The organism is Bradyrhizobium sp. Leo78 (genome assembly GCF_059512425.1).
On sequence record NZ_JCAMOT010000004.1, the window covers coordinates 181,169 to 203,297 of the forward strand.

The window sequence follows — 22,129 nt, forward strand, 5'->3', positions numbered from 1 at the left end:
AGCATGGATTGCTTCGCTTTGCTCGCAATGACGGAGAGTGAGAACCCTGCAACGATGGCGAAGAAGGACCTCCCCTCACATACGACGTGATCGGATGAAAGATCGCGGCAACGAGGCGAGGAACAACACGACACAGACGCAAAGCAGGACGATGTCCTTGAAGATGAACTCGCCGGTCAAGTTCCAGGCCATCGGGTCGGTCGACCAACTCCATTTAACGACACCGGGCGTCGTGAAGAAGAATGACCAGGTGATGGCGAACGTAATCATGCCTAACAGCGAACTGACCGCTGACAAGATCGGGCTGAACGCGCCTGCCGCAAGAAGCACGGCAATACCCAGCTCGGCGACGCCGAGGAAATACGCTTCTCCCCGGATACCCAGCACCGATAACCACGAAATGAACGGACTGTTGCTGATGAACTGAACAATGCCTTGCGCCGACTGCGGCGTGAACTTTTGCATGCCGAACGACACGAAGATGACAACCATGACCCAGCGGAGGATAGCCAGCAGGCCGTAAGGCCCGTCTCCCTTTTCGGCGACGTTGAATGGCGTCTTCATGTTGAAGGGCATCTTCATGTAGATCACCTCTTTCCTTGACGGACTGCACTGACGCGTTGAAGTTCATGACATCCCGTACGCATGGGCAGCGCCCGTCGTTACGGGCACCTACAGCTCCCTGGTTCACAACGATGTGTATGGGGTCGGCCGCGTTAGCGGTCGTAGGTGATGCTCACCGCCAACGCCAATGCAGCCTGGCGCGCGGGCTCACGCGTGCACGACGACCAATTTTCCTTTGGCCTCGTTGGCCTCCATGACGCGATGCGCCTCGCGGATCTCCTCGAAACGGAAGATCCGGGCGGGCTTCACGTCGAGCCGACCCGCGGCGGCGTCGGCGGCAATCTGCTGAAGTGGCACGTCCGAGAGCGGAAAGCCCGGGGTCCCGAACACGAAGCTGCCGAAGAAGGTCAGATAGACGCCGCTGGCCATCTGCAGCAGCGGATTGAAGTCGGGGATCGGATCAAGGCCGCCGAGCCAGCCGGCGAGACAAGAACGGCCGCCACGCCGAAGCATGGCGAGAGAATCCAGCATGACGGTATTGCCCACGAGGTCGAGCACCGCATCGATCTTCTTTGCCTCGGGGATGGCCTTCGACAAATCACGGCGCTCTATTTCGCAGCGCTCGGCGCCGAGCTTTTCGAGCATGGCGAAGCGATCGCGGCTGCGGCTCGTTGCGATCACACGGGCTCCGGCATTGACGGCCATCTTGAGCGCGGCCTGACCAAACGACGAGGTCGCGCCGCGAATGACCAGCAATTGCTCCTTCTCGATCTCGAGATTGCGGAACAGGCAGGTCCATGCGGTCGCATAGGTTTCGGGAATCGTGGCGAGTTCGGCCCAGGGCAGATCCGATTCGATCAGCGCGACATTCGAGACCGGCGCGCGGGTATATTCGGCATAGCTGCCATTGATCGTGCGGCCGAGCCCGCCCATCAGCGCGGCGACTTTCGCGCCGATCGGAAACTCGCCGCCGGGACAGGATTTGACGAGGCCGACGCACTCGATGCCGCTGACCGGAGCAGCCTCTGCCCACTCGCCCCTGCGCATATGCAATTCGGCGTGATTGATGCCGAACGCCTTCACCTGGATCACGACATATCCCGCCTTCGGTTCAGGCTCCGGGATCTCCTTGATCACCAGGCTGTCGAGGCCGCCAAATTTCTCGAGAACGATTGCGCGCATCGGACCACCCTTCGAAACAGACTGTTCGGGCCGCACATTTCACTTCAAGCGCGAAAGAAAATCGCGGATCACGGCGGCGATTTCTTCGCAGTGAGTCTCAAGTGCAAAGTGACCGGTATCGAAGAAACGGACTTGCGCGCCCGGAATGTCTCGCTTGAATGCCTCCGCGCCTGGCGGCAGAAAGAACGGATCGTTCTTGCCCCAGACCGCCAGGAACGGCGGCTTGTGCTTGCGGAAGTACTCCTGGAAAGCCGGATAGAGCGCGACGTTGCTCTTGTAGTCGCCAAACAGGTCGAGCTGAACCTCGTCGGCGCCGGCGCGGGCCAAATAGAAGTTGTCGAGTGAATAGCCGTCCGGGGACACAGAGGTCGTATCGGACACGCCGCGCGTATATTGCCAGATCGTTGCCTCAGGGGCGAGGAAGGATCGCAGCGCGTTGCGATTGGCCTGCGAAGGATCCCGCCAATAGGACTGGATCGGATTCCACCCCTCGCTCAGCCCCTCCTCATAGGCGTTGCCGTTCTGCGAGATGATTGCCGTGATGCGCTCCGGATGGCGAACAGCCAGTCGAAAGCCGGTCGGAGCGCCGTAATCGAACACATAGATCGCGAAACGGGTGAGCCCGATCACTTCGGTGAAGCGTTCGATCACGTCGGCCAATCGGTCGAATGTGTAGGAAAACCTGTCGCGAGACGGCATGTCGGATTGGCCGAAGCCGGGCAGGTCCGGCGCTATGATGCGAAAGCGATCCGACAAGGCCGGGATCAATTCGCGAAACATATGGCCGGAACTTGGGAATCCGTGAAGCAGCAGCAGTGCTGTCGCATCGGCCGGCCCAGCCTCGCGGTAGAATACCTTGAAGCCGTCGACATCTGCCTTCCGGTAATGAACCTTGGTCATGAAGAGTTCCTGTTTTGTGTCGAGACATAGTAACCGTCTAACGACGTTTTAGACGGTTACTACATCCGATGTAGCCGTTCCAGTCCGTTCGGCTCAATCCCGCGTGACTGCGTTTTGACGCATCAAGCCGACAGGAAGGCATCAAGGAGTTGGGTTGTCTCCGTGGGGTTCTCTTCGGGAAAAAAGTGGCCGCCTTTCATCGCCTGCCCCTGTACATTGTCGGCCCACCTTCGCCAGATTCCCAATGGGCCGCCATCCTGTCCGTAGAAACTATCGAGTGGTCCGCCGGCAGCCCAGAGATGCAGCATCGGACAGGTGATACGCCGCGCGTCTTCCCTGTCCTTCTTGTCGTGCTCGATATCGAGAGACGCAGCCGCGCGATACTCCTCGCAGATTGCGTGCACGCGGGCCGGATCGCGATAGGTTTCGACGTACGCTGCCCTGACATCGGGACCAAAGGAGCCTTGGCCAAACGGATTGTCGAAGACCGCACCGGGCGCGCCCAGGAGATATTTTTCCGGAAGTGGCTCCTTCTGGCACAGAAGAATCCAGGGCCAGTACGTCGTGGCGAACTTTGCATTGGCGCGGGCCCATCCTTCCGAGATCGGGATGACGTCAAACACCGCGAGACGGCGCACCCGCTCCGGATGATCGAGCGTGAGGCGATAGGAAACGCGGCCACCACGGTCGTGTCCGACGAGATCGAATTTCGAGAAGCCAAGCTTGTCCATCACCGTGACAAGTTCGTTCCCCATTGCCCGCTTTGAATAGGGGTAATGATCCTCGGCGGACGCGGGCACGCCGCTGCGGCCATAGCCGCGCAGGTCGACGCAGATCACCGTGTGCTTGCTCGCCAGTTGCGGCGCTACGTAGCGCCACATCAGGCTGGTTCGCGGAAACCCGTGCACCATGAGCAGCGGGGATCCCTTACCGTAACGCCTGATGAAAATGGTGTTCTCGCCGGTATCGATTTCCGCCGTCTCAAACGGATCGGAAGCGGTCGATGCGGCCTCGTCGACGGGTTGGGCGGCGGCGCGCTGCGCCAGGGTGAACGATAGTGCAGTGCCGGAAGCTGCGGTAATTGCTCGAAGCACGGTGCGACGTGCGACGTCTGTATTGTCGATCATCTGCTGGAGTCTCCCTGACAACGGCCACGGATGATGCCAACCGCGCCGACTTGACCACATGAAGTTCCCGCTCTCAGGCGTAGTAACTTGTCTGTGACGTTCTCGGAGGTTACGTCACTTCTGCTTGATACGGCTGTTCCAACCCATTCAGACCGGTCTCACGTGACCATCTTTCGTTGGACAAACGGGTTTGGTTACAGCGGACGGAAAATTTGCCAGCGCCTTCTTGCTTGCGTCGAGAGGAGCCTCTCCAATGGACAGCATCCACGATAAAGGAACCGATTGCGCTGCATGTACCTGGACCCAGAGCGCCCGGAGGTCAGCCGAGAAGCTCCTGTCCTCCGACGTCGCAGGTCGTTCGCCGCGAACCGCGCAGAACGCATTGCAGTCCACGAATTGGGATAGCCGTTCCGAGCGATGGGGTCGCCTGATGGTCGCCGCGCAAGATGGTGACAGCCGGGCCTACGAGCAGTTGCTCCGCGAAATAGACGTCTGGCTCCGTCGTTATTATGCACGGCGGCTTCCCTATCCTGTATCAGATGATGCAAGACAGGATGCGCTTCTCGCGATCCATGCCAAACGGCACACTTACGCTCCATCGAGAGCCTTCGGGGCGTGGGTCAGGGCGATTGCACGCTACAAGGGGATCGATCGCATACGTGACGCGTCTCGATTCGCCGCGCTCCCGCTCGACGAAGACATATCGACCGGGGACCACGAGGGGACTGTGGTAAGTGCCGCCACGCTGGACGATTTGCTTGGCCGGCTGAAGCCCGCGCAAGCCATCGTGATCCGCCTCGTGAAGCTCAACGGCCTCAGCATTGTCCGCGCGTCCGACGTCACAGGCCAGTCTGCGCCGCTCGTCAAGATCAACATCCATCGAGGCCTGAAGAGATTAGCTGCCCTGGTCTCCGGCGACGTCGTTGCCGCAACGACACCAGCTCATTCCCAGCAACACCGCGGCGCGCGAGATGCGAACAGCATCTAAATGGTTTTCTGCGGGTTATTGCAGACAAGCTACCAGCGGCTATATTTCGCCTTGCCGGCCTATCGATAGTTGCCGGTCTCTCTGGGACTCCTGTGACAACCAAGCGCCCGCCACCCATCTTCATCGCCGATAACCCGGGACTGGACTTCTTGAATTCCATTGCGGTCCCGGTGGATGTCACGGTCGAGTGGCTGGCGTCGGGAGAAGATCTTCTGGCGTGGCTGAAACAGGCCGGATTGGTGCCGGACGAAGTGCTGAACGCTTTTCGCAAGAGCGCGCTTCCCGGCGAGCTGGATGCCATAGCAGCGCAAGCGCGCGCGCTGCGGGACTGGTTCAAACCCTTTGTCTACAAACATATGGGTAAGCCCATTGGGCAGAATGCCCTGCGCCAACTCGAACCGCTCAATCAAATGCTGGCACGCGACGACGAGTTCGGCCAGGTCGTGGTGCGCGATCGACCTAACAAGCGGCACCATGGCCATGACGGGGTTTCCGGCCTCGTCTGGCGCCGAGAGCGGCGTTGGCAATCACCGGACTCGCTGCTGCTTCCACTGGCGCGATCGCTGGCCGACCTCGTCTGCACCGAAGACTTCACCTATGTGAAGGCGTGCGAGGGGCCGGACTGCACGCTGTTGTTCGTTGACCGAACCCGAAGCCGCGCGCGCAGGTGGTGCAGCATGGCGGCGTGCGGCAACCGGGCGAAACAGGCCGCGCATCGCAAGCGCGCCCAGCAGGCGAGACGTTCAAAGTAGATACGTCCGCCGGATCCGGCTATGGCGAGGCCCGCGGCCACACTTGTCGCGCAGCCGGTCAGCGGCCGTCCGGCCCACCCGACATCATGCCCGACGGAATCTGGCGTGGCCCAAAGATCGCCTTCGCCACGTCACCGACGGCCTCGACGTTCTCCTCCACGTCCTGGAAGCACACGATCCGGCAAGGGCAGGCTTCGAGCCCCTCATAGCGCCATGGAAACGCGCCGATGACGGCGCGCTTGTTCAGCATCAACTCGATGTCGCCGCCGACGTTCTCGGCGTGAATGAGTCCTTCCTGAAATGCCTGCGAGTGAAAGGGGAAATAGTCTTCCACGACTTTTCGCCCCGAACGCTTGTGCGTGTACGAGTTCTTGCCGAAGAACTCATCGCAGCTCATTCCGACCTTGGTCTCGAACTGCTTTGCGAGGTCGGGCCGCATGCGCCTGATCGTGGTGTTCATCGCGTGGTCGCCGGAACCGCAATCGATCCCGAACCATTTGATCTTCTTCTTCAGCATCCAATCGAGAAGCTCCTGCTTCCCTCCGGGATGCATGCAGAAATACTTCACCAGATCCTGCTGCGGCTTGCCTTCCCAATAGCGGTGCCAGCCGGTGTGAATGATAAGGATGTCGCCGTCCTTGACCTCAACCGGCGCGCTCTCGATCATTTCGGGCGTGATGACGGCCCAATCCTCCATGTGCTCGGACACATCGACGACGGCGCCCGGTCCGACCAGGAAATCCAGCGGATAGGATGCCATGTCGCCCATCCCATCCGTGCCGTGCATCGCACCGTCGATGTGGGTTCCGACATGGAGCGCGGAATCGATCCGCTGGGCGACGATGTGGATCGTCTGCAGATTCTGCGCGTAGTACATCTTGTTGCCGGCATATCCGACCCAGCCGGGCGTGTGCACATTCATCAGATGAGACAAGTCGACGATCTTCATCGCGCGAATTCCTTTGCTTTAAGTTGATTGGCTTACGCAGCCTTCTTGAAGAGCGAGTTCAGCCAGCCCTTCAGGGCCGCAAAGAACAGCGAGGTGGTGTTGAGCGGCTTGATCGCTCCAGAACCAGGCGCGAATGGCGGGGCCGACTTCGTCAATGAATCCGCCTGAGGACTGCCGGCTTCGGCCGCCGCGGCGGCGTTTCTGGCGCCGAGCTCGGTCTCGGCATGTCTCACAAATTCACGGACGAGCTGATTGGCGATCTCGGTGATGAGCCCGGTTCTTCCAAACTGAGCGATGGTTCCGGAGAGCTGGACGTCGGCGAGGACATCAACGCGAGTGGCGTCGCCTTCAGGAACAAGGGTGCACAACATCGACATTTTGCCGCGGCTGGCGCCTTTCCTGTCGACGCCCTTGCCCTCGAACGCGACCTTCTTTGCCTCCTCGTCGTATTTGACCTTTGCTTCGCCTTCGAAGCTCGCCTGGAATGGGCCCACCTTGGCGGAGACCTTTCCACTGATCGAGCCGTCGTCCTTCGTACCGAGATATTCTGCTCCAGGCAGGCACGCGGCGACGCTCGGAACGTCGTGAAAGAACGTCCACACTGTGGGGAGCGGTTGCGATACGACGAAGTTCTGCTTGATCTCCATGCCTTGCCTTGGAAGTTGTCAGAAGAGCCATGCATCTTTAACAGCATTCAAATCTATAGAGCAAAATTGAAATACACAATCCCGTTGGTCGGGCCTGCCGGCCGCCCAATTCGTAATCAGCTCCGCGATGAAATTTCAGCATTGCGGATCTTTGTCATCTAAAAATATTATTATTATCAATGTGATATCAGTTATTGCATGCAGCATACAAAATGTTGTTGCCGCTCATCTTCGACTGGACCAGACTTGGCGACGTAGGGGACGAATGAACGTCAATGGAGACGCTCGCTGAAAGTCCGCCGGCATGGGAGGGAGCAATGAGCGAGCAGGTGTCCGCCATCGGAGCGACAGGCGCCGTCAGACCGACCGGTGTGCGCTGGAACATCTTCCTGCTGATGCTGTTCCTGATCTCGATCAACTACATCGATCGCGCCTCGCTCTCGGTAGCGATGCCGCTGATCTCCAAGGAGTTCGACATCGATCCGGCGATGCAGGGCCTGATCCTGAGCTCGTTCTTCTGGACCTACGCCTTCATGCAGGTTCCCGGCGGCCTGTTCGCCGATCATTACAAGCCGCGGATCGTGATCGCGCTGGCGACGATCTTCTGGGGCGCCTTCCAGGCGATCGCGGCAGTTGCCACCAACTGGTGGGTGCTGCTGCTGACCCGGCTTGGGCTCGGCGCATCGGAAGCGCCGATCTATCCGGCGGGCGGCAAGCTCAACGCCATCTGGATGACGCAGAACGAGCGTGGGCGTGGCGCGACGCTGCTCGACGGCGGCGCGCCGCTCGGCGCCGCGCTCGGCTCGATCGTGATCGCGTGGCTGATCGCGATCTTCGATTCCTGGCGCACCGCCTTTGTCATCGCCGGCGTCGGCACGATGCTGTGCGGCGTGTGGGCGTGGTACTACATCCGCAACGAACCGCGTCAGCACCCGTCGGTCAATGAGGCCGAAGCGCGCTACATCGAGCAGGCGCACGCGCTGGAAGACGCCGCCACGCCGCCCTCCTCCGGCGGAAGCTGGATGGCCTATTTCCGTTTCCGTTCGGTCTGGTGCATGTGCCTGGGCTGGATGTTCTTCAACACCACCTTCTACGGCTTGCTGACATGGATGCCGACCTATCTGTTCAAGGTGCACAATTTCGACATCAAGGCGCTCGGCGGCGCATCCTTCATCATCTTCTTCGCGGGCTTCGTCGGCGAACTGGTCGGCGGCTGGATCGGCGACACCTGGCGCAGCCGCGGCGGCGCGCCGAACCTGGTGTTCCGCACCTTGTTCGGCATTGCCGCCATCATGGCGACGGTGTCGATTTTCCTGGTGGCCTATGTCCGCGACCCGGTGACGGTCGTGGTGCTGCTGTCCTCCACGCTGTTCTTCCTGCGCTGGTGCGGGATGTACTGGGCCATCCCCTCCGCGCTTGCCGGCCGCGACAAATCGGGCTTCCTCGGCGGCTGCATGAATCTCGGCGGCAACATTGCCGGCATCATGACGCCGCTGATCGTCGGCCTGATCGTCCAGACCACCGGCTCCTACTTCCTCGCCCTGATGTTCTTCGCCGCGGCCGGCGTTGCGCTATTGATCTGCTCGACGCTGATCGACTACAGCCGCAAATTGCCGGTCTAGCAGTATGGATCAACGGATGGCCGCGTATGATAAGGCTGCAACATGACTAGACCGGTCCGGCTCGGCATGCTGACCCCTTCGTCCAACACCGCGCTGGAGCCGATCACCTATGCGATGCTGGCCGGCATCGCTGACGTCTCGGCGCATTTTTCGCGCTTCAAGGTGACCGAGATCGCGCTGTCCGAATCCGCGCTCCGCCAGTTCGACGACAGCGAGATCCTGCGCGCCGCCGAGCTGCTGGCGCACGCGAAGGTGGACGTCATTGCCTGGAACGGAACATCGGCGAGCTGGCTCGGCTTCGAGCGCGACGAGCAACTATGCGAGCGGATCACGGCCGCGACCGGCATCAAGGCCTGCACCACCGTGCTCGCCTTCCGCGACCTGCTCCGGCGCCGCAAGGCGGGGCGCATTGGGCTGGTGACGCCCTATCGCCGCGACGTGCAGGACAGGATCATCGCCAACTGGGCGTCCGAAGGCTTGCACTGCGCCGCCGAGCGCCACCTCTCGCTGCAGGACAATTTTTCCTTCGCGGAAGTGCCGGAGACCGAGGTGGCGAGGTTGATCGAAGAGGTCGCGCGCGAAGGCTGCGACGCGGTCGCGGTGGTCTGCACGAATATGCGCGGAGCCGGCGCCGCCGCGCGGCTCGAGGCGAAGCTTGGTGTCGCGGTGTTCGATTCGATCGCGGTGACGCTGTGGGCGTGCCTGGCTGCAACCGGCGTCGATCCGTCGCGCATCCGCGGCTGGGGCAGCCTGTTTCAAATCCCGATCGAGGGCCACGGCCAATTTGATTGACGCGCTTCACAGGACACTCGAAGGTGCGGAGATTCTTGACCGGAACGAAAACGAACCGTGACTGAGACCAAGACGACCAAGACCAGGAAACAGCCCAAATCGCGCGGCGGCGTGACGACGCTGCAACGGCGACGGCTGCGCGTGCCGCGAACCGGCCTGCATGAGCAGGCCGCGACGCGGCTTCGCACATTGATCGTGCGCGGCGATCTTCAGCCGGGCGAGCAATTGCTCGAAGCCGATCTGTCCGAGGCGCTCGGCATCTCGCGCACGCCGCTCCGCGAGGCGCTGAAACAATTGGCGGCCGAAGGTCTGGTCGAACTGCGCCTCAATCGCAGCGCCATCGTCGCGCCGTTCCGCCGCGAAGAGTTGACTGAGCTATTCGAGGCGGTGAGCGGGATCGAGCGCTGCGCCGCCGAGCTCGCCGCGACGCGGATGGTCGAGCGCGACGTCGAGCGGCTGGAAGAGCTGCAGGAGCGCATCGAATGGCACCACGACCGCGGCGAGCTGCGCGAATATTTCGAGACCAACCAGCAGATTCACAGCGCCATCGTCGGCTTCGCCCGCAACGCGGTGTTGAAGGCCACGCACGATATCCTGCTGGCGCGGGTGGAACGCGCGCGCTTCTTCGCCCTGTCGGTCCATGGACGGTGGGATGAATCGGTGCGCGACCATCAGGACATCCTGGCCGCGCTCAGGGACGGTGACGCCGACCGCGCCGGACGGCTGCTTGGCCACCATGTCCGTCGCACCGGCGAGATCATGGCCACGACACTGGGCTCCGACGCGGATGATGCCAGCACCGCAAGCGCCCAGCCCAACATGCGCGGCATAACGAGAAAGGCCGGGCCGTGAAGATCCTGCTGCTCAATCCCAACACCACGTCAGCGGTGACCGACCTGCTCCATGCGGCCGGCGCGCAAGTGGCCTCGCCCGGCACCGAGCTGGTGGCGATGACGGCCAGCCGCGGCGTGCCCTACATCGCGACCCGGGCCGAGGCCCAGATCGGCGGCGCCATCGCGCTGGAAATGCTGGCGGAGGCCAACACCGGCATCGATGCAGCGATGATCGCCGCCTTCGGCGACCCCGGCCTGTTCGGCGCGCGCGAACTGTTCGATATCCCGGTCGTAGGCCTTGCCGAAGCCGCGATGCTGACTGCCTGCATGGTCGGTCAGCGATTTTCGATCGTGACGTTCGCCCGCGCGCTCGCGCCCTGGTACCAGGAATGCGTCGCCATGCATGGTCTCTCCGCACGCTGCGCCGGCATACGGACGCTCGACGATGGCTTCCGCTCCATTGCGGATGTCCAGGCCGAGAAGGAAGACATGCTGGTGACGCTCGCCAATCGCGCCGTCGAACAGGATGGCGCCGATGTCGTCATTCTTTCCGGGGCACCGCTGGCCGGCCTTGCCGCCAAGGTCAGCCATCGCATTCCGGTGCCGGTGATCGATCCGATCGCCGCGGCGGTGCGACAGGCCGAGACGCTCGCCGTGCTGAAGCTGCGCAAGCCCGTCGCCGGGACGTTCCGCCGTCCCGATGCCAAGACGACCATCGGGCTCGCCGAGCCGCTGGCCGCGGTCATCGAACATCGGCCGCGACATGATGCCGAAGGAGAGAGCTGATGCCGTTCGACACCATCATCCGCGGCGGCACCGTTGCGACCGCCGCCGACACCTTTGCCTGCGACGTCGGAATCCAGGGCGGCAAGATCACGGCCTTGGGGCACGATCTCGGCACGGCGGAGACGATCATTGACGCCACCGGTCGCCTGGTGCTGCCCGGCGGCATCGACAGCCACGTGCATTTCGCCCAGCCATCCGGCGACGGCATCGTCATGGCCGACGGCTTTGCCAGCGGCACGCGCTCGGCGGCGTTCGGCGGCAACACCACCGTGCTGCCGTTCTGCCTGCAGGAGAAAGGCCAGACGCTGCGCGAGGCGCTGCGGCGCTACCACGCGCTGGCGGAAGGTGAGTGTCACGTCGATGTCGCCTTTCACCTCATCGTCACCGACCCGACCGAGCAGGTGCTCGGCCAGGAGCTGCCGGCGCTGGTGGAGGACGGCTACACCTCGCTCAAGGTGTTCATGACCTATGAGGGGCTGGCGCTGTCGGACCGCGAACTGCTCGAGACCATGTCGGTTGCGCGCGAGACCGGCGCGATGCTGATGGTGCACGCGGAAAACTTCGACGCCATCCGCTTCCTCACCGATCGCCTCGAACGCGCCGGCAAGACCGCGCCGCGCTTTCATGCGACCTCGCGGCCGATTCCAGTCGAGCGCGAGGCCACGCACCGCGCCATCTCGCTGGCCGAACTCGTCGATGTGCCGATCATGATCGTGCACGTGTCGAACCGCGACGCGATGGAGGAAATCCGCCGCGCCCGGCAGCGCGGGCTGAACGTGTTGGGCGAGACCTGCCCGCAATATCTGGTCCTGACCGAGAACGATCTGGAACAGCTCAACATGGAAGGCGCCAAGTATGTGTGCTCACCGCCGCCACGCGACATCGCGAGCCAGCAGGCGTGCTGGGAAGGCCTGCAGCAAAAGGTGTTCTCGGTGTTCTCGTCTGACCATTGCCCATTCCGCTATGACGATCCGCAGGGAAAGCTCGTGCCCAAGGGCCGCACCAGCTTCCGCTGGGTGCCGAACGGCATTCCCGGCGTGGCGACGCGATTGCCGATCCTGTTTTCGGAAGGCGTGGTGAAGGGTCGCATCGACCTCAACGATTTCGTCGCGTTCAGCGCGACCAATCACGCGAAAATCTACGGCCTTTATCCCCGCAAGGGCACGATCGCGGTGGGATCGGACGCCGACATCGCGCTGTGGGATCCGAAGCGCAAGGTCACGATCCGCCACGAGCTTATCCATGATGGCGCCGATTACACGCCCTATGAGGGGCTCGAGGTCACGGGCTGGCCGGTGTTGACCATGGTGCGCGGACGCGTGGTGGTCGACGATGGCATCCTGGTCGGGGCGAAGGGCCATGGCACCTACCTGCCGCGGAGCAAGCCCGCGGCGACAGCCAATTTCTGACGGCGGGAGATCAACATGCCTTACGCAACGACGGATGACGGGGTACGCCTTTATTTCGAGGAAACGGGAACCGGCCGTCCCGTCATCTTCGTTCATGAGTTTGCCGGAGATCTGCGCAGCTACGAGCCGCAGATGCGGCATTTCGGCAAGCGCTATCGCAGCATTGCCTTCAACGCGCGCGGCTTCCCCCCGTCCGATGTGCCCGAGCAGGTCTCATCCTATTCGCAGGCGCGCGCCGCCGACGACATCCTCGCGGTGCTCGATCATATCGGCGAGCGGCAGGCGCACATCGTCGGCCTGTCGATGGGCGGCTTCGCGACCCTGCATTTCGGCCTGCGTCATCCCGAACGGGCACTGTCGCTTTGCATCGGCGGCTGCGGCTACGGCGCCGAGCCCGACAAGCGCGAGACGTTCCGCGCCGAGGCCGACGTGATCGCCGACATGATCCGGCGCGAGGGCATGCCGGCGTTCGCCGAGCGCTATGCCTATGGGCCGACGCGCGTGCAATATCAGAACAAGGATCCGCGCGGTCACGCCGAGTTCAAGGCCATGCTGGCCGAACATTCGGCGACCGGATCGGCCAACACGCAGCAAGGCGTGCAGAAGGAGCGGCCTTCGCTTTATGCGCTGGTCGAAGAGATGAAACGCATCACCGTGCCGACGCTGATCATCACCGGCGATGAGGATTGGCCGTGCCTGCTGCCGGGCATTCTCATGAAGCAGAGCATTCCCTCAGCCGCGCTCGCGGTAATGCCGAATTCGGGGCACGCGATCAATATCGAGGAGCCGGAGGAGTACAACCGGATCGTCGGCGATTTCCTGGCCCAGGTCGATTGCGGCCGCTGGCCGCTCCGCGATCCGCGGGCGGTCAGCAGCTCGATCACCGGAATGAAGGACTAGCGGTGGATTGAAAAAGCATGTCCTTGCCGATCGGCATGGCCATGCTCCAGCGAACAACGCGGTTCGCAAGTGGTGCTGCCCGTTCACTGTACCGGCATTGGACGATCGTTCGCGGCGGGAGTGGTCTCGTCCCGCTCGGGCGGTAGGCGGAATTCAAATACCGCCCCACAGGGCTCGTTGGCAGATGCCCCCAATCGTCCACCGTGCGCCTCGATGATCGAGCGGCAGATCGCCAGGCCCATGCCCATGCCCTCGGGCTTGGTCGTATAGAACGCCTCGAACAGGCGGTCGGCACTGTTCGGATCCAGCCCGACCCCGGTGTCCAGCACCGCTACGCTCACGGCCCCGGATTCATCGAGATGGGATCGGATCCGCAGCATGCGCGGCCGCTCCGTCACCTCCTTCATGGCGTCGATGCCGTTCATCATCAGGTTCAGCAGCACCTGCTGCACCTGTACCCTATCGCCCACCACCGGCGGAAGTTCGGGCGCTAACTCGGTCCGCAGCAGGATGCCATGCCGGAGCACTTCGCCATGGAGCACGGCGACCGTATCCCGGATCAGCTCGGTCACGTCGACGCATTCCCTGATGGTGGCTGTCTTCTTGAGGAGCGCGCGCACCCGCCCGATCACCTCGCCGGCCCGATGCCCGTCTCCGACGATGTGCTCGAACGTCCTGCGCGCCCCCTCCAGATCGGGCGGCTGCCGGTCGAGCCAGCGCAGGCCCGCATAGCCGTTACTGACAATCGCGCTAAGTGGTTGGCTGACCTCGTGGGCGATGGAGGAGGTCAGCGCGTTTATCGTCGTCACGCGCGTGATGTGCGCGAGCTCGGCCTGGGTCTCGTGCAGCGCCTCCTCGGCCCGCTTGCGTTCGGTAATGTCAGTGATCGTCACCATTACGCGATCGAGATTGGAAGGTCGGGGCGGGAAGGTAATCGCAAAGAGAACCGTCAGTTTTTCTCCCTTCAGGGTTTGGAGAATCGTCTCGGCTGAAAAATACGGGCGCTCTTCTGCGACGGCGATCAACTCCCCGGCAAACGCCTCCAATGTTTCGGAGGTGAATACGGCATCCAGCGAGTGGAGGAGCTCATCCTTGCTCTGCGCTTTGAAGAGCTCGACCGTTGCATCGTTTACGTCGACGACCTTCGCACGCGAGATGGACTCTCGTACGAACTCCGGATGTGCTGCAAAATATGCGCGGAAGTCTGCAACGCCTTGAGCTCTCAGTTCGTCGATGGCCGCTTTGATCTGAGAGAAGTCCTCTTCCCAGATCGACACGCCCGCCATCCGGAAAATGCTCTTGTATCGTCTCTCGCTCTCCCGCAGCGCGTCCTCCGCGCGCTTGCGATCGCTGATGTCATTGTTGGTCTCCAGGATCGCGGCCGGAAGGCCACGTTCGTCCTTTTGCAGCGACCACCGACTGGCTACGATTGCCTGCGTGCCGTCCTTCCTCGTGTGGACGAGCTCTCCTTCCCAGCGACCGGTTCGGAGCAACTCTTCCATGATCGCTTCGAGCGGCATGGGGAAGATCGTCTGCATCAGTTGGTGAGTGATCCTGCCGAGGGCTTCCGCCTTCTTCCACCCGTACAGCTCCTCGGCGCCGCGATTCCAGTAGGTAATGATATCCTTCATGTCGCGCACGAAGATCGTATCGTGGCTGAGGTCGAGGAGTCCTGCCTGCTCGCGCAATACCATCTCTTGTGATCGGCTTTGCACGGCGAGGAAAGTCACAACGCCGATCGTCGCAAGGCTGAGAACGCGGTTCGAAATGGAGATGGTTTCCCACGAGTCGCCGTATGGCGTCAGAAAATGGGCGAGCACCGTCAGCGCCATGCAGCCGACGGATACGAGCACAATCCCACGCGTTTGAAGAAACCGCGCAGACAGCAGCACAACGCCGACGAACAGCGTCGAGATCACCGAGGCGGCAGGGGTGATTGCGTCAAAAATGAAGATCCCAATAGCGATGGCAACGCTAAGGATTAGAGAAGTGCGCGAAATGACTGCCGTCGGCGAAGTCGCACTGTCGTCCATTGGTTCTGCTCCGGCCACCTGTGAGGTCTCGAAACGGCCATGGAAGTGGCCCCCGCAATCGGGACGGGCATTGTTCGTTCAGCCAGTCTGGCAAGCTGACGCTCGGGTTTCCGGAACTACGCAGCACAGGCGCTGCTCCCACCCTCGTCATTTCCACCTGCAGCGACGGCAGTTTGCGCCGACATTTTCCGTCGCCGCAAGACCCAAGAGCCTTGTCCGCTAGAGCTAGAACAGTAAAGGTCCTTCCGTAGGTTTCCGAGCGTGAACGAGGTTCCCTCGAGCGTATCAAGGATGCGCGCACCAAGAAACAAGGCCATCTCAGTTGGCGGCCCCCTTTGTTTCGGATGTCGTCTGTTGTCCCATCACGCCATTTCGCTGCTACGCAACAATTGTGGCGCTCTCGGAGGAAAGCGGACCTGACCGGATTTACGAGTACGCGCCCTTGCGCCGTAGACTCATATGCGCGCAACCACAGCCGCAACGAGGCGAACTGGACCATGGCGAGAAAATGGGCGGCGAGCTTGTCATAGCGTGTGGCGACGCGGCGGAAGTCCTCCTTCTTGGAGAAGAGCCGCCCGATCAGATTGCGCTCGCGGTAGAGCCTCTTGCTGAAGCAGGGCTTCCAGCGCCGGTTGCTCTTGGGCGGGATGTTAGGGGTGGCACCCTGCTCCTGAATCAGTCACGGCTGCGGTCGGCATCGTAGGCCTTGTCCGCCAGCACGATGGTGCGCGGGCCAAGATGGTCAAGCGGCGTGTCGGCGATGATGCTGGGCAAGACTCTCGATCCGGTCGAAAATGGCCCATAGCGGTCAAACGAAGTTGGCGATACAACACTGGTTGCGTGAAACTGGAAATAAAACCCATGGCGTTCTGGACAGCGGGCGCGGTTGGATTGGTGATCGCCTATCTTTTCGGTTCTACGCCCACGGGCTATCTGGCTGGGAAACTTCTCAAGGGCATTGATATTCGAGAGCATGGCTCCAAAGCCACCGGCGCTACGAATGTATTGCGGACCCTCGGTAAATGGCCTGCGTTGGTGGTGCTCGTCGCCGATTTGCTGAAAGGCGTGGGTGCCATCATCGTTGCCCGCTTGTTCTGTCCTTGGCTCTATTCCGAGTTATCTCCGACGCCGCCGACAGCGTTTGATTTGCAAATCTGGGTGCCATGGGCTGTTTGCTTGGCCGGAATTGCCGTGCTGTTTGGGCATAGCCGCTCGATTTGGTTGAACTTTACGGGCGGCAAATCCGCTGCGACCGGGCTGGGTGTGTTGCTGGCGATGTCGTGGCCAGTGGGATTAGGTGCTGTAACGGTCTTTGGCATCGTGCTGGCTATTGCTCGCATTGTTTCCCTTAGCTCGATACTCGCGGCGTTTACAGCAATCGTTCTCGTCTGCGGTTTCGAGCAACCGTTGCCCTATCGGTTGCTGGTGATCGGAGGCGGCATCTACGTGATTGTTCGCCATCGTGCCAACATTCAACGGCTATTGGTGGGGACGGAGCCGCGCCTGGGTCGAAGTGGCCCCGATACGAAAGCAGAAGCGCAAGTCTAGGGTCCGGACTCAATCAGCTTAACGGTGAGGACGGCATTCGACCCTTCCAAGTCGTAGAAGGCGTAAATCGACGAGAACAGAAGCGGCTGTTCCCGCGGGAAGTTGGAGCTACCGGAGCAACGGCCTGCGTTGTTAAGGGTTACCCTGGGCACGCGTCCGGGAGACGAACCCAGTCAGATCATTCGTGTTCGTTCGCTGCCTCGGCTGAGCCAAGTTTCGCCTGCACATCTTTTCCCCAGCTCGCCATGGCCTCCATGAGCGGCCGAAGCGTCTGACCCAGCTCGGTCAAACTATATTCCGTCCTGGGCGGGATCGTCCCATGATCATGGCGAACGACGAGCCCCCAGCTTTGAAGCTCCTTGAGCTCCAGGGACAGGATTCGGTCGCTGATCGGTACGCATCCTCTCCGCAGCTCAGAGTAGCGCAGCTTTTCGTTGCGCAGCAGCAGGTGGACGATCTTGGCGGTCCAACGGCCGCCGAGGATCCGCGAGGCGAGGATCACGGGGCATTGACGCACGAATTGCATGAGCGTCCCACTAACAAAAAGTTCCGTACTGTCAATATAGATGTCAGTCCCTTATTCGAAGCCCATTCGGGGCGGTCAGGCCCAGGCTCACGAGGGAATTTGCTATGAAAGCCATCTGTGTAACGGAAAGTCGGACACTGGAAGTTCGCGAGGTGCCGACGCCCGATAAGCCGGCCCCCGGCCATGTGCTGGTCTTGATGGATTCGGCGACCATCACACATGGCGACAAGTTCTTTCTGAGCAACCCGCTGCCAAACGGCTTGATGTCGGGCGGTCGACACGATGTTTATGGCTCGAACGGTGGTGGTACAGTGATTGCGATAGGCGCCGATGTGCCTGCGGCCTATCTCAACAGGAAGGTAGGCGTATATAAGACCCTGAAGCCGAGCGCTGAGGCGGTAGGCATGTGGTGTGAAACGGCCCACGTTCCATATCAGAGCTGCCTCATTTTGCCCGATCAGGTGCGAGTTCGAGACTACAACGGCTCTTTCGCCAACGTTCTGACGGTTCATGCCTTCCTGGCTCAGATACGTTCGGAGGGTCACAAGGGGGTGATCGTCACGGCCGGCAACTCCGCGACGGGCCTGATCGCCGCCTCGTTGACGCGAAGACGCGGCATTCCCGCAGTCTTCCTCGTGCGTTCGACACAGGCAAGAGATGCCCTGACCAAGTACGGCATCGAGCATGTCCTGCTGACGACGCAGGACGGCTTCACGGCTCGTCTCGGCGAACTGGCAGCCGAGATCGGCGCAACTGCCGTGTTCGATGGCATCGGCGGCGAGCTTCTGGGCCGTATCATGCCTGTTCTACCCACAAATGCGACGGTGTACGTCTATGGCTTCATGGATGCGGCAACACCGACCGCCTTCTCCTCCGTGCTGATCATGGCCAAGAACCTGACGCTGCGGCGCTTCTCCAATCTGGAAAGTGCAACGGTGTCGGAGCCCGAGCGACTCGCCGCCGTCTCCCGTGAGATCCAAGAACTCATCGACGATCCGCTTCTAAAAACGAAAGTAGGCCGCGAGTTTCGTTTCGACGAGATCGGTGAAGCAATTGCTTTTCAGAATTTCTCAGGTGCGAGAGCCGTACTCGTGCCGTGACGCTTGGCCCCTCACACCTTTCGTATTCTCCCCTGACATACAACTATCGGTGTTCGCGTTTGCAATTCCGCCTGTCCGTTGACCTTGGCATCGAAGCTGTACGCGGGAGCGGGTCGCCCTAAGAGGTAGAAGCGTCCTCGCAATTGTTTTGCCAGGATCATGCTCGAAAGCGCGATGAGATGAGGATGAATCATCATCGCGCTTTAGATTATTGTTTGAGCATGATCTTTTCGGAAAACCGCTTCACACTTTTCCGGATCATGCTCTAGTAGAGATTGTTTTTGTATTCGTTCTCCAGTCCCTTCTTCAGAAGGCCCGTCATGCCCGAAACGGACAATGCAGCGCTTGTAAGCCGGGCTCCAAGTCCGTTGGCCTTGTTGAGCTTGATATGCTCGGTGAAGACCTTCGCGGGATCGATGGCGGGGCGGCCGGACATTGGCCAGAGATGCGTTCGAACGAGGGCAATTCTGACATCATATTCTGAATTCCTGCCAATGCACTTCCGCGGAAATTGGAATCGATTGGAATGCCAATCCTTACTGATCTGAGCGATCGGGTTAATTTCGTCGATCCGGATGAGGTGGCGCCCGCTGTGGTCACCTACGGCATCACGATGGTCACGACCGGCGTCGAGCTTGATTTTCGCAGTCGCGGTGGCGCCGGTGGGCAAGTTGCATCTGCCGATGCCAACGGATCGCCGGCTGCGCAAGATCGTCGACATGATGATGGCCGATCCTTCGGCCCAGGCGACGATGGAGATCTGGGCCAAGCGCGCCGGGCTTAGCGAGCGAACACTGGCGCGCATGATTGCCCGGCAGGCCGGCATGACCTTCGGCCGCTGGCGGCAGCAGCTCAATATCGTGCTCGCACTGCAATGGCTGGCGGGCGGCGCAACGATCCAGCAAGTGGCCATGGATCTCGGCTATGAGAGCGCGGGCAGTTTCGTCACGATGTTCAGGAAGACGCTCGGCACGACGCCGGGCCGCTATATGGCTGAACGGCAGGTGCCGCTCGCGTCTCGCAGTTCAAAGCACTAGAGCAACGCTACAGGAGCATTCTGTCGCCCTTCATGATCGAATGCTCGTCGTTGCAGCGATCACGCAGCCGTCACAGGCGTGCGCAGAGATCTCTCTTTTAGTTTATCGGCGACCTTCGATTACCGGCGACAGTTTCCCGGCAAGCTCCGCGCCTAAGTGAGGTGTGCCGGCCGCACCGTCAATCATTTCAGATGTAACCAGATTTTCGCGCTGGGTTATCGTGTCGTAACGAAGGAAAACCACATTTAGTCCAGCCAACAGTCGTGGAGTTTGTTGTGGACAGGTCTTCTTTCGATACTTCCCCCTCAAGTGCGCCCTCAATGTGGACACAGTGGGAAAACGAGCGCGAAGTCAGACGAGCAGTCCGAGCGCTCGCTGCGCTTGATGATCAAACCTTGCGCGAGATGGGTATTCGAGACCGCTCCCACGTCGAGTTCACCGTTCGATTTTGTCGCGAGTGTTGACGAGACCGCGTGATGCCAAGAACCGTTGTTCAGCATGTGCTCTGGCGGCTGCGTGATGTCGGCATCAGCGATGTCTTCGGCGTTCCGGGCGACTTCTCCTTTCCGCTCAACGATGCGACGTATAGCGAGCCGGGCCTGCGCTGGATTGGATGCTGCAACGAGCTCAACGCCGCCTATGCCGCTGATGGCTATGCGCGGATCAAGGGCGCCGGCGCTGTCTGCACAACCTATGGCGTGGGCGAGCTCAGCGCGCTGAACGGCATCGCCGGCGCTTACGCCGAGCATCTCCCCGTTTTCCACCTGGTCGGAATGCCGCCCACGGCCGCGCAAGCCGCGCGCTCGGTGCTGCACCATACGCTGGGCAACGGCGAATTCGATCTGTTCCGCCGCATGACCGAGCCGGTGGTCTGCGCGCACTCGGTCATCACGCCGCAGAATGCTGCATATGAGACCGAACGCCTCCTGTTTGAGGCATTCTATCATCGGAGGCCCGTCTACATGGCCTTTCCCGCCGATCTTGCCGATCGGCCCGTGCTTGGAAGCGCTCAGCCTCTCGCCGCTCCTGGAAGCGATCCCGTCCTTCTCGAGAAGGTTGTGAATGCAATCCTGTCAAACATCCATCGGGCCAAGACCGCGTGCATCCTGCCCGGCCTCCTGGTGGCGCGCACCGGCCTGCAGCGGACGATGCAGGCGATCGTTGACGCGTCCGGCCTGCCATTCGCCACCATGTTTCTCGACAAATCCGTGCTCGACGAAAGCCAGTCGGCGTATGTCGGAATGTATGCCGGACGATTGATGAACGAGGATGTGCGCCAGTTCGTCGAGAGCTGCGATCTCGTGCTCGCCGTCGGCACGCTATTCAGCGACCTGAACACCGGCGCCTTCACGGCCAAACTGGATCCGGCACGGCTCATTTCGATAGCTCATCACCACACCACATTGCAGGGGCGCACGCATTCCGGCCTCGAGATGGCCGATGTGCTCGCCGCCCTGGCGAAGCGCCTCGGCAAGCACAGCAACGTCGTCACGCCGTCTTATGCCGACCCGATTGGCGCGGAAAGCGGCAGCGGCGACGACCCTATCACCGCTGCCGCGCTCTATTCGCGCTGGAACAAGTTCATACGACCTGAGGATATCGTTGTCGCGGAGACCGGCACGGTCTCCATGGGGCTAGGTTTCGCGCGGCTGCCGCGGGGCGCGAGCTTCCACAACCAGGGGCTATGGGGATCGATCGGCTGGGCAACGCCGGCCGCGCTCGGCGCCGCCGCTGCCGCCCCACACCGACGCACGGTGCTCGTGACCGGAGAAGGCTCTCATCAATTTACGGTACAGGAAATCAGCCAGTTTGCCCGGCTCGGTTTGAAACCGGTGATTTTCGTGCTGAACAATGGCAGCTATCTCATCGAGCGGCTCCTCGCCAAGGAGCCTGCCGTTGCCTACAACGACGTCCCATCCTGGCGATATGCCGAGCTGCCGCGGGTGCTGGGTTGCGACGGCTGGATGACGGCGCGCACGACGACGTGCGGCGAACTCGACCAAGCGTTGCGAAGCGCCGCCGGCGCGCAGAGCGGAGTCTACATCGAAGTCGTTACTTCGCCATCTGAAGCACCGCCGTTCCCGCTCCACCTGCGCGACAATGCGAAATCCCTGTATCGCATGTCCTGAGGCGCTCCGTCGGCCCATTCCGAGGGGCAATCATCGTGGGTTTGAGACGCGGGGATTCTCGTCAGTAAGCTGACTGAGCTACATCCTCCGGCTGTCCTTGGCAGGGTCGCATTCTCTCTGCTGCGGCGCCACAGAATGCGGGCCGCAAGGCCGCTGCCATCCGTTGTAACGCCATAGTGAGGTGGCTCAACGGAATTTTTGAGGACCGGCTGTGGAAGCCAACCTACATCTATCTTCACCAGCATATCGGTACGGATGCGACCGCCAATGGTCCGCAATTTAGGATGTTCACGTTGTTTATCCGA

General features: G+C 61.3%; 21 protein-coding genes and 1 pseudogene. 12 read left to right on the forward strand and 10 right to left on the reverse strand.

Features of this window, described 5'->3' with window-relative positions; genetic code table 11:
- Positions 1–75: 75 nt before the first annotated feature.
- The 4 genes from AC5ZG1_RS07350 to AC5ZG1_RS07365 all read right to left on the reverse strand — a co-directional run bounded on the left by AC5ZG1_RS07350 (position 76) and on the right by AC5ZG1_RS07365 (position 3,773).
- Entirely contained in the window at positions 76–564 is a 489-nt protein-coding gene (locus AC5ZG1_RS07350) for a YkgB family protein (RefSeq protein ID WP_496132511.1), read from the reverse strand.
- Between the two features lie 207 nt (positions 565–771).
- On the reverse strand, positions 772–1,746 hold the full coding sequence (locus AC5ZG1_RS07355; protein WP_496132431.1) for a zinc-binding alcohol dehydrogenase family protein: 975 nt from the start codon (positions 1,744–1,746) through the stop codon (positions 772–774).
- A 39-nt stretch (positions 1,747–1,785) separates the two neighbouring features.
- Entirely contained in the window at positions 1,786–2,646 is an 861-nt protein-coding gene (locus AC5ZG1_RS07360) for an alpha/beta fold hydrolase (protein WP_496132432.1), read from the reverse strand.
- 122 nt (positions 2,647–2,768) lie between these two features.
- A complete protein-coding gene (locus AC5ZG1_RS07365; protein ID WP_496132433.1) occupies positions 2,769–3,773 on the reverse strand; it encodes an alpha/beta fold hydrolase in 1,005 nt (334 codons plus the stop codon).
- Positions 3,774–4,203: 430 nt separating this feature from the next.
- On the opposite strand from AC5ZG1_RS07365, the gene AC5ZG1_RS07370 reads away from it, so the two are divergent.
- Positions 4,204–4,761 carry a sigma factor-like helix-turn-helix DNA-binding protein gene (locus AC5ZG1_RS07370; RefSeq protein ID WP_496132434.1) on the forward strand — a complete coding sequence of 186 codons (558 nt, stop codon included), beginning with the start codon at positions 4,204–4,206 and terminating at the stop codon, positions 4,759–4,761.
- A gap of 92 nt (positions 4,762–4,853) precedes the next feature.
- Positions 4,854–5,513 carry a CGNR zinc finger domain-containing protein gene (locus AC5ZG1_RS07375; protein ID WP_130223098.1) on the forward strand — a complete coding sequence of 220 codons (660 nt, stop codon included), beginning with the start codon at positions 4,854–4,856 and terminating at the stop codon, positions 5,511–5,513.
- A gap of 58 nt (positions 5,514–5,571) precedes the next feature.
- On the opposite strand, the gene AC5ZG1_RS07380 is transcribed toward AC5ZG1_RS07375, so the two are convergent.
- Positions 5,572–6,462: a cyclase family protein gene (locus AC5ZG1_RS07380; protein ID WP_496132435.1), complete on the reverse strand. Its 891-nt coding sequence runs from the start codon at positions 6,460–6,462 to the stop codon at positions 5,572–5,574.
- Positions 6,463–6,494: 32 nt separating this feature from the next.
- Positions 6,495–7,109 carry an SRPBCC family protein gene (locus tag AC5ZG1_RS07385; protein ID WP_496132436.1) on the reverse strand — a complete coding sequence of 205 codons (615 nt, stop codon included), beginning with the start codon at positions 7,107–7,109 and terminating at the stop codon, positions 6,495–6,497.
- A 317-nt stretch (positions 7,110–7,426) separates the two neighbouring features.
- On the opposite strand from AC5ZG1_RS07385, the gene AC5ZG1_RS07390 reads away from it, so the two are divergent.
- The 6 genes from AC5ZG1_RS07390 to AC5ZG1_RS07415 are packed head-to-tail and all read left to right on the forward strand — an operon-like array spanning position 7,427 to position 13,451.
- Complete coding sequence (locus AC5ZG1_RS07390) at positions 7,427–8,731, forward strand: MFS transporter (protein WP_496132437.1); 1,305 nt, start codon at positions 7,427–7,429, stop codon at positions 8,729–8,731.
- A gap of 42 nt (positions 8,732–8,773) precedes the next feature.
- Positions 8,774–9,523 carry a maleate cis-trans isomerase family protein gene (locus AC5ZG1_RS07395; protein WP_496132438.1) on the forward strand — a complete coding sequence of 250 codons (750 nt, stop codon included), beginning with the start codon at positions 8,774–8,776 and terminating at the stop codon, positions 9,521–9,523.
- Positions 9,524–9,580: 57 nt separating this feature from the next.
- A complete protein-coding gene (locus AC5ZG1_RS07400) occupies positions 9,581–10,375 on the forward strand; it encodes a GntR family transcriptional regulator (RefSeq protein WP_496132439.1) in 795 nt (264 codons plus the stop codon).
- The gene (locus tag AC5ZG1_RS07405; protein WP_496132440.1) at positions 10,372–11,142 is read left to right on the forward strand and encodes an aspartate/glutamate racemase family protein; all 771 of its coding nucleotides are present in this window, start codon (positions 10,372–10,374) and stop codon (positions 11,140–11,142) included. Before AC5ZG1_RS07400 ends, AC5ZG1_RS07405 begins: the two co-directional genes overlap by 4 nt.
- Positions 11,142–12,551 (forward strand): dihydropyrimidinase, encoded by a 1,410-nt coding sequence (gene hydA / locus AC5ZG1_RS07410; RefSeq protein ID WP_496132441.1) that lies wholly within the window; start codon positions 11,142–11,144, stop codon positions 12,549–12,551. The genes AC5ZG1_RS07405 and hydA overlap by 1 nt, the downstream gene beginning before the upstream one ends.
- A gap of 15 nt (positions 12,552–12,566) precedes the next feature.
- Complete coding sequence (locus tag AC5ZG1_RS07415) at positions 12,567–13,451, forward strand: alpha/beta fold hydrolase (RefSeq protein WP_496132442.1); 885 nt, start codon at positions 12,567–12,569, stop codon at positions 13,449–13,451.
- Between the two features lie 83 nt (positions 13,452–13,534).
- Here the strand turns inward: AC5ZG1_RS07415 and AC5ZG1_RS07420 are convergent, their stop codons facing one another.
- The gene (locus AC5ZG1_RS07420) at positions 13,535–15,484 is read right to left on the reverse strand and encodes a PAS domain-containing sensor histidine kinase (protein WP_496132443.1); all 1,950 of its coding nucleotides are present in this window, start codon (positions 15,482–15,484) and stop codon (positions 13,535–13,537) included.
- A 445-nt stretch (positions 15,485–15,929) separates the two neighbouring features.
- A pseudogene (locus tag AC5ZG1_RS07425) lies at positions 15,930–16,243 on the reverse strand (transposase); the annotation flags it as partial.
- A 102-nt stretch (positions 16,244–16,345) separates the two neighbouring features.
- On the opposite strand from AC5ZG1_RS07425, the gene plsY reads away from it, so the two are divergent.
- Positions 16,346–17,032, forward strand: coding sequence for a glycerol-3-phosphate 1-O-acyltransferase PlsY (gene plsY, locus AC5ZG1_RS07430; protein ID WP_496132444.1), 687 nt, complete (start codon positions 16,346–16,348; stop codon positions 17,030–17,032).
- A gap of 178 nt (positions 17,033–17,210) precedes the next feature.
- On the opposite strand, the gene AC5ZG1_RS07435 is transcribed toward plsY, so the two are convergent.
- On the reverse strand, positions 17,211–17,558 hold the full coding sequence (locus AC5ZG1_RS07435; RefSeq protein ID WP_496132445.1) for a winged helix-turn-helix transcriptional regulator: 348 nt from the start codon (positions 17,556–17,558) through the stop codon (positions 17,211–17,213).
- A 104-nt stretch (positions 17,559–17,662) separates the two neighbouring features.
- Here AC5ZG1_RS07435 and AC5ZG1_RS07440 point away from each other — a divergent pair, with 104 nt between their 5' ends.
- On the forward strand, positions 17,663–18,658 hold the full coding sequence (locus tag AC5ZG1_RS07440; RefSeq protein ID WP_456643805.1) for a zinc-binding dehydrogenase: 996 nt from the start codon (positions 17,663–17,665) through the stop codon (positions 18,656–18,658).
- 265 nt (positions 18,659–18,923) lie between these two features.
- On the opposite strand, the gene AC5ZG1_RS07445 is transcribed toward AC5ZG1_RS07440, so the two are convergent.
- Positions 18,924–19,328, reverse strand: coding sequence for a hypothetical protein (locus tag AC5ZG1_RS07445; protein ID WP_456643804.1), 405 nt, complete (start codon positions 19,326–19,328; stop codon positions 18,924–18,926).
- On the opposite strand from AC5ZG1_RS07445, the gene AC5ZG1_RS07450 reads away from it, so the two are divergent.
- On the forward strand, positions 19,312–19,695 hold the full coding sequence (locus AC5ZG1_RS07450; protein WP_456643803.1) for a helix-turn-helix domain-containing protein: 384 nt from the start codon (positions 19,312–19,314) through the stop codon (positions 19,693–19,695). The two genes, AC5ZG1_RS07445 and AC5ZG1_RS07450, sit on opposite strands and share 17 nt — an antisense overlap.
- A 476-nt stretch (positions 19,696–20,171) precedes the next feature.
- Positions 20,172–21,824, forward strand: a complete 1,653-nt coding sequence (locus AC5ZG1_RS07455) for an alpha-keto acid decarboxylase family protein (protein WP_496132446.1) — start codon at positions 20,172–20,174, stop codon at positions 21,822–21,824.
- The last annotated feature ends 305 nt before the right edge of the window (positions 21,825–22,129 follow it).

Excerpts from the sequence above, each read along its gene's own strand:
- AC5ZG1_RS07350 (WP_496132511.1), bottom strand. The coding sequence starts at position 564 with ATGAAGACGCCATTCAACGTCGCCGAAAAGGGAGACGGGCCTTACGGC.
- AC5ZG1_RS07355 (WP_496132431.1), bottom strand. The coding sequence starts at position 1,746 with ATGCGCGCAATCGTTCTCGAGAAATTTGGCGGCCTCGACAGCCTGGTG.
- AC5ZG1_RS07360 (WP_496132432.1), bottom strand. The coding sequence starts at position 2,646 with ATGACCAAGGTTCATTACCGGAAGGCAGATGTCGACGGCTTCAAGGTA.
- AC5ZG1_RS07365 (WP_496132433.1), bottom strand. The coding sequence starts at position 3,773 with ATGATCGACAATACAGACGTCGCACGTCGCACCGTGCTTCGAGCAATT.
- AC5ZG1_RS07370 (WP_496132434.1), top strand. The coding sequence starts at position 4,204 with ATGGTCGCCGCGCAAGATGGTGACAGCCGGGCCTACGAGCAGTTGCTC.
- AC5ZG1_RS07380 (WP_496132435.1), bottom strand. The coding sequence starts at position 6,462 with ATGAAGATCGTCGACTTGTCTCATCTGATGAATGTGCACACGCCCGGC.
- AC5ZG1_RS07385 (WP_496132436.1), bottom strand. The coding sequence starts at position 7,109 with ATGGAGATCAAGCAGAACTTCGTCGTATCGCAACCGCTCCCCACAGTG.
- AC5ZG1_RS07390 (WP_496132437.1), top strand. The coding sequence starts at position 7,427 with ATGAGCGAGCAGGTGTCCGCCATCGGAGCGACAGGCGCCGTCAGACCG.
- AC5ZG1_RS07395 (WP_496132438.1), top strand. The coding sequence starts at position 8,774 with ATGACTAGACCGGTCCGGCTCGGCATGCTGACCCCTTCGTCCAACACC.
- hydA (WP_496132441.1), top strand. The coding sequence starts at position 11,142 with ATGCCGTTCGACACCATCATCCGCGGCGGCACCGTTGCGACCGCCGCC.
- AC5ZG1_RS07415 (WP_496132442.1), top strand. The coding sequence starts at position 12,567 with ATGCCTTACGCAACGACGGATGACGGGGTACGCCTTTATTTCGAGGAA.
- AC5ZG1_RS07420 (WP_496132443.1), bottom strand. The coding sequence starts at position 15,484 with ATGGACGACAGTGCGACTTCGCCGACGGCAGTCATTTCGCGCACTTCT.
- plsY (WP_496132444.1), top strand. The coding sequence starts at position 16,346 with ATGGCGTTCTGGACAGCGGGCGCGGTTGGATTGGTGATCGCCTATCTT.
- AC5ZG1_RS07435 (WP_496132445.1), bottom strand. The coding sequence starts at position 17,558 with ATGCAATTCGTGCGTCAATGCCCCGTGATCCTCGCCTCGCGGATCCTC.
- AC5ZG1_RS07440 (WP_456643805.1), top strand. The coding sequence starts at position 17,663 with ATGAAAGCCATCTGTGTAACGGAAAGTCGGACACTGGAAGTTCGCGAG.
- AC5ZG1_RS07455 (WP_496132446.1), top strand. The coding sequence starts at position 20,172 with ATGCCAAGAACCGTTGTTCAGCATGTGCTCTGGCGGCTGCGTGATGTC.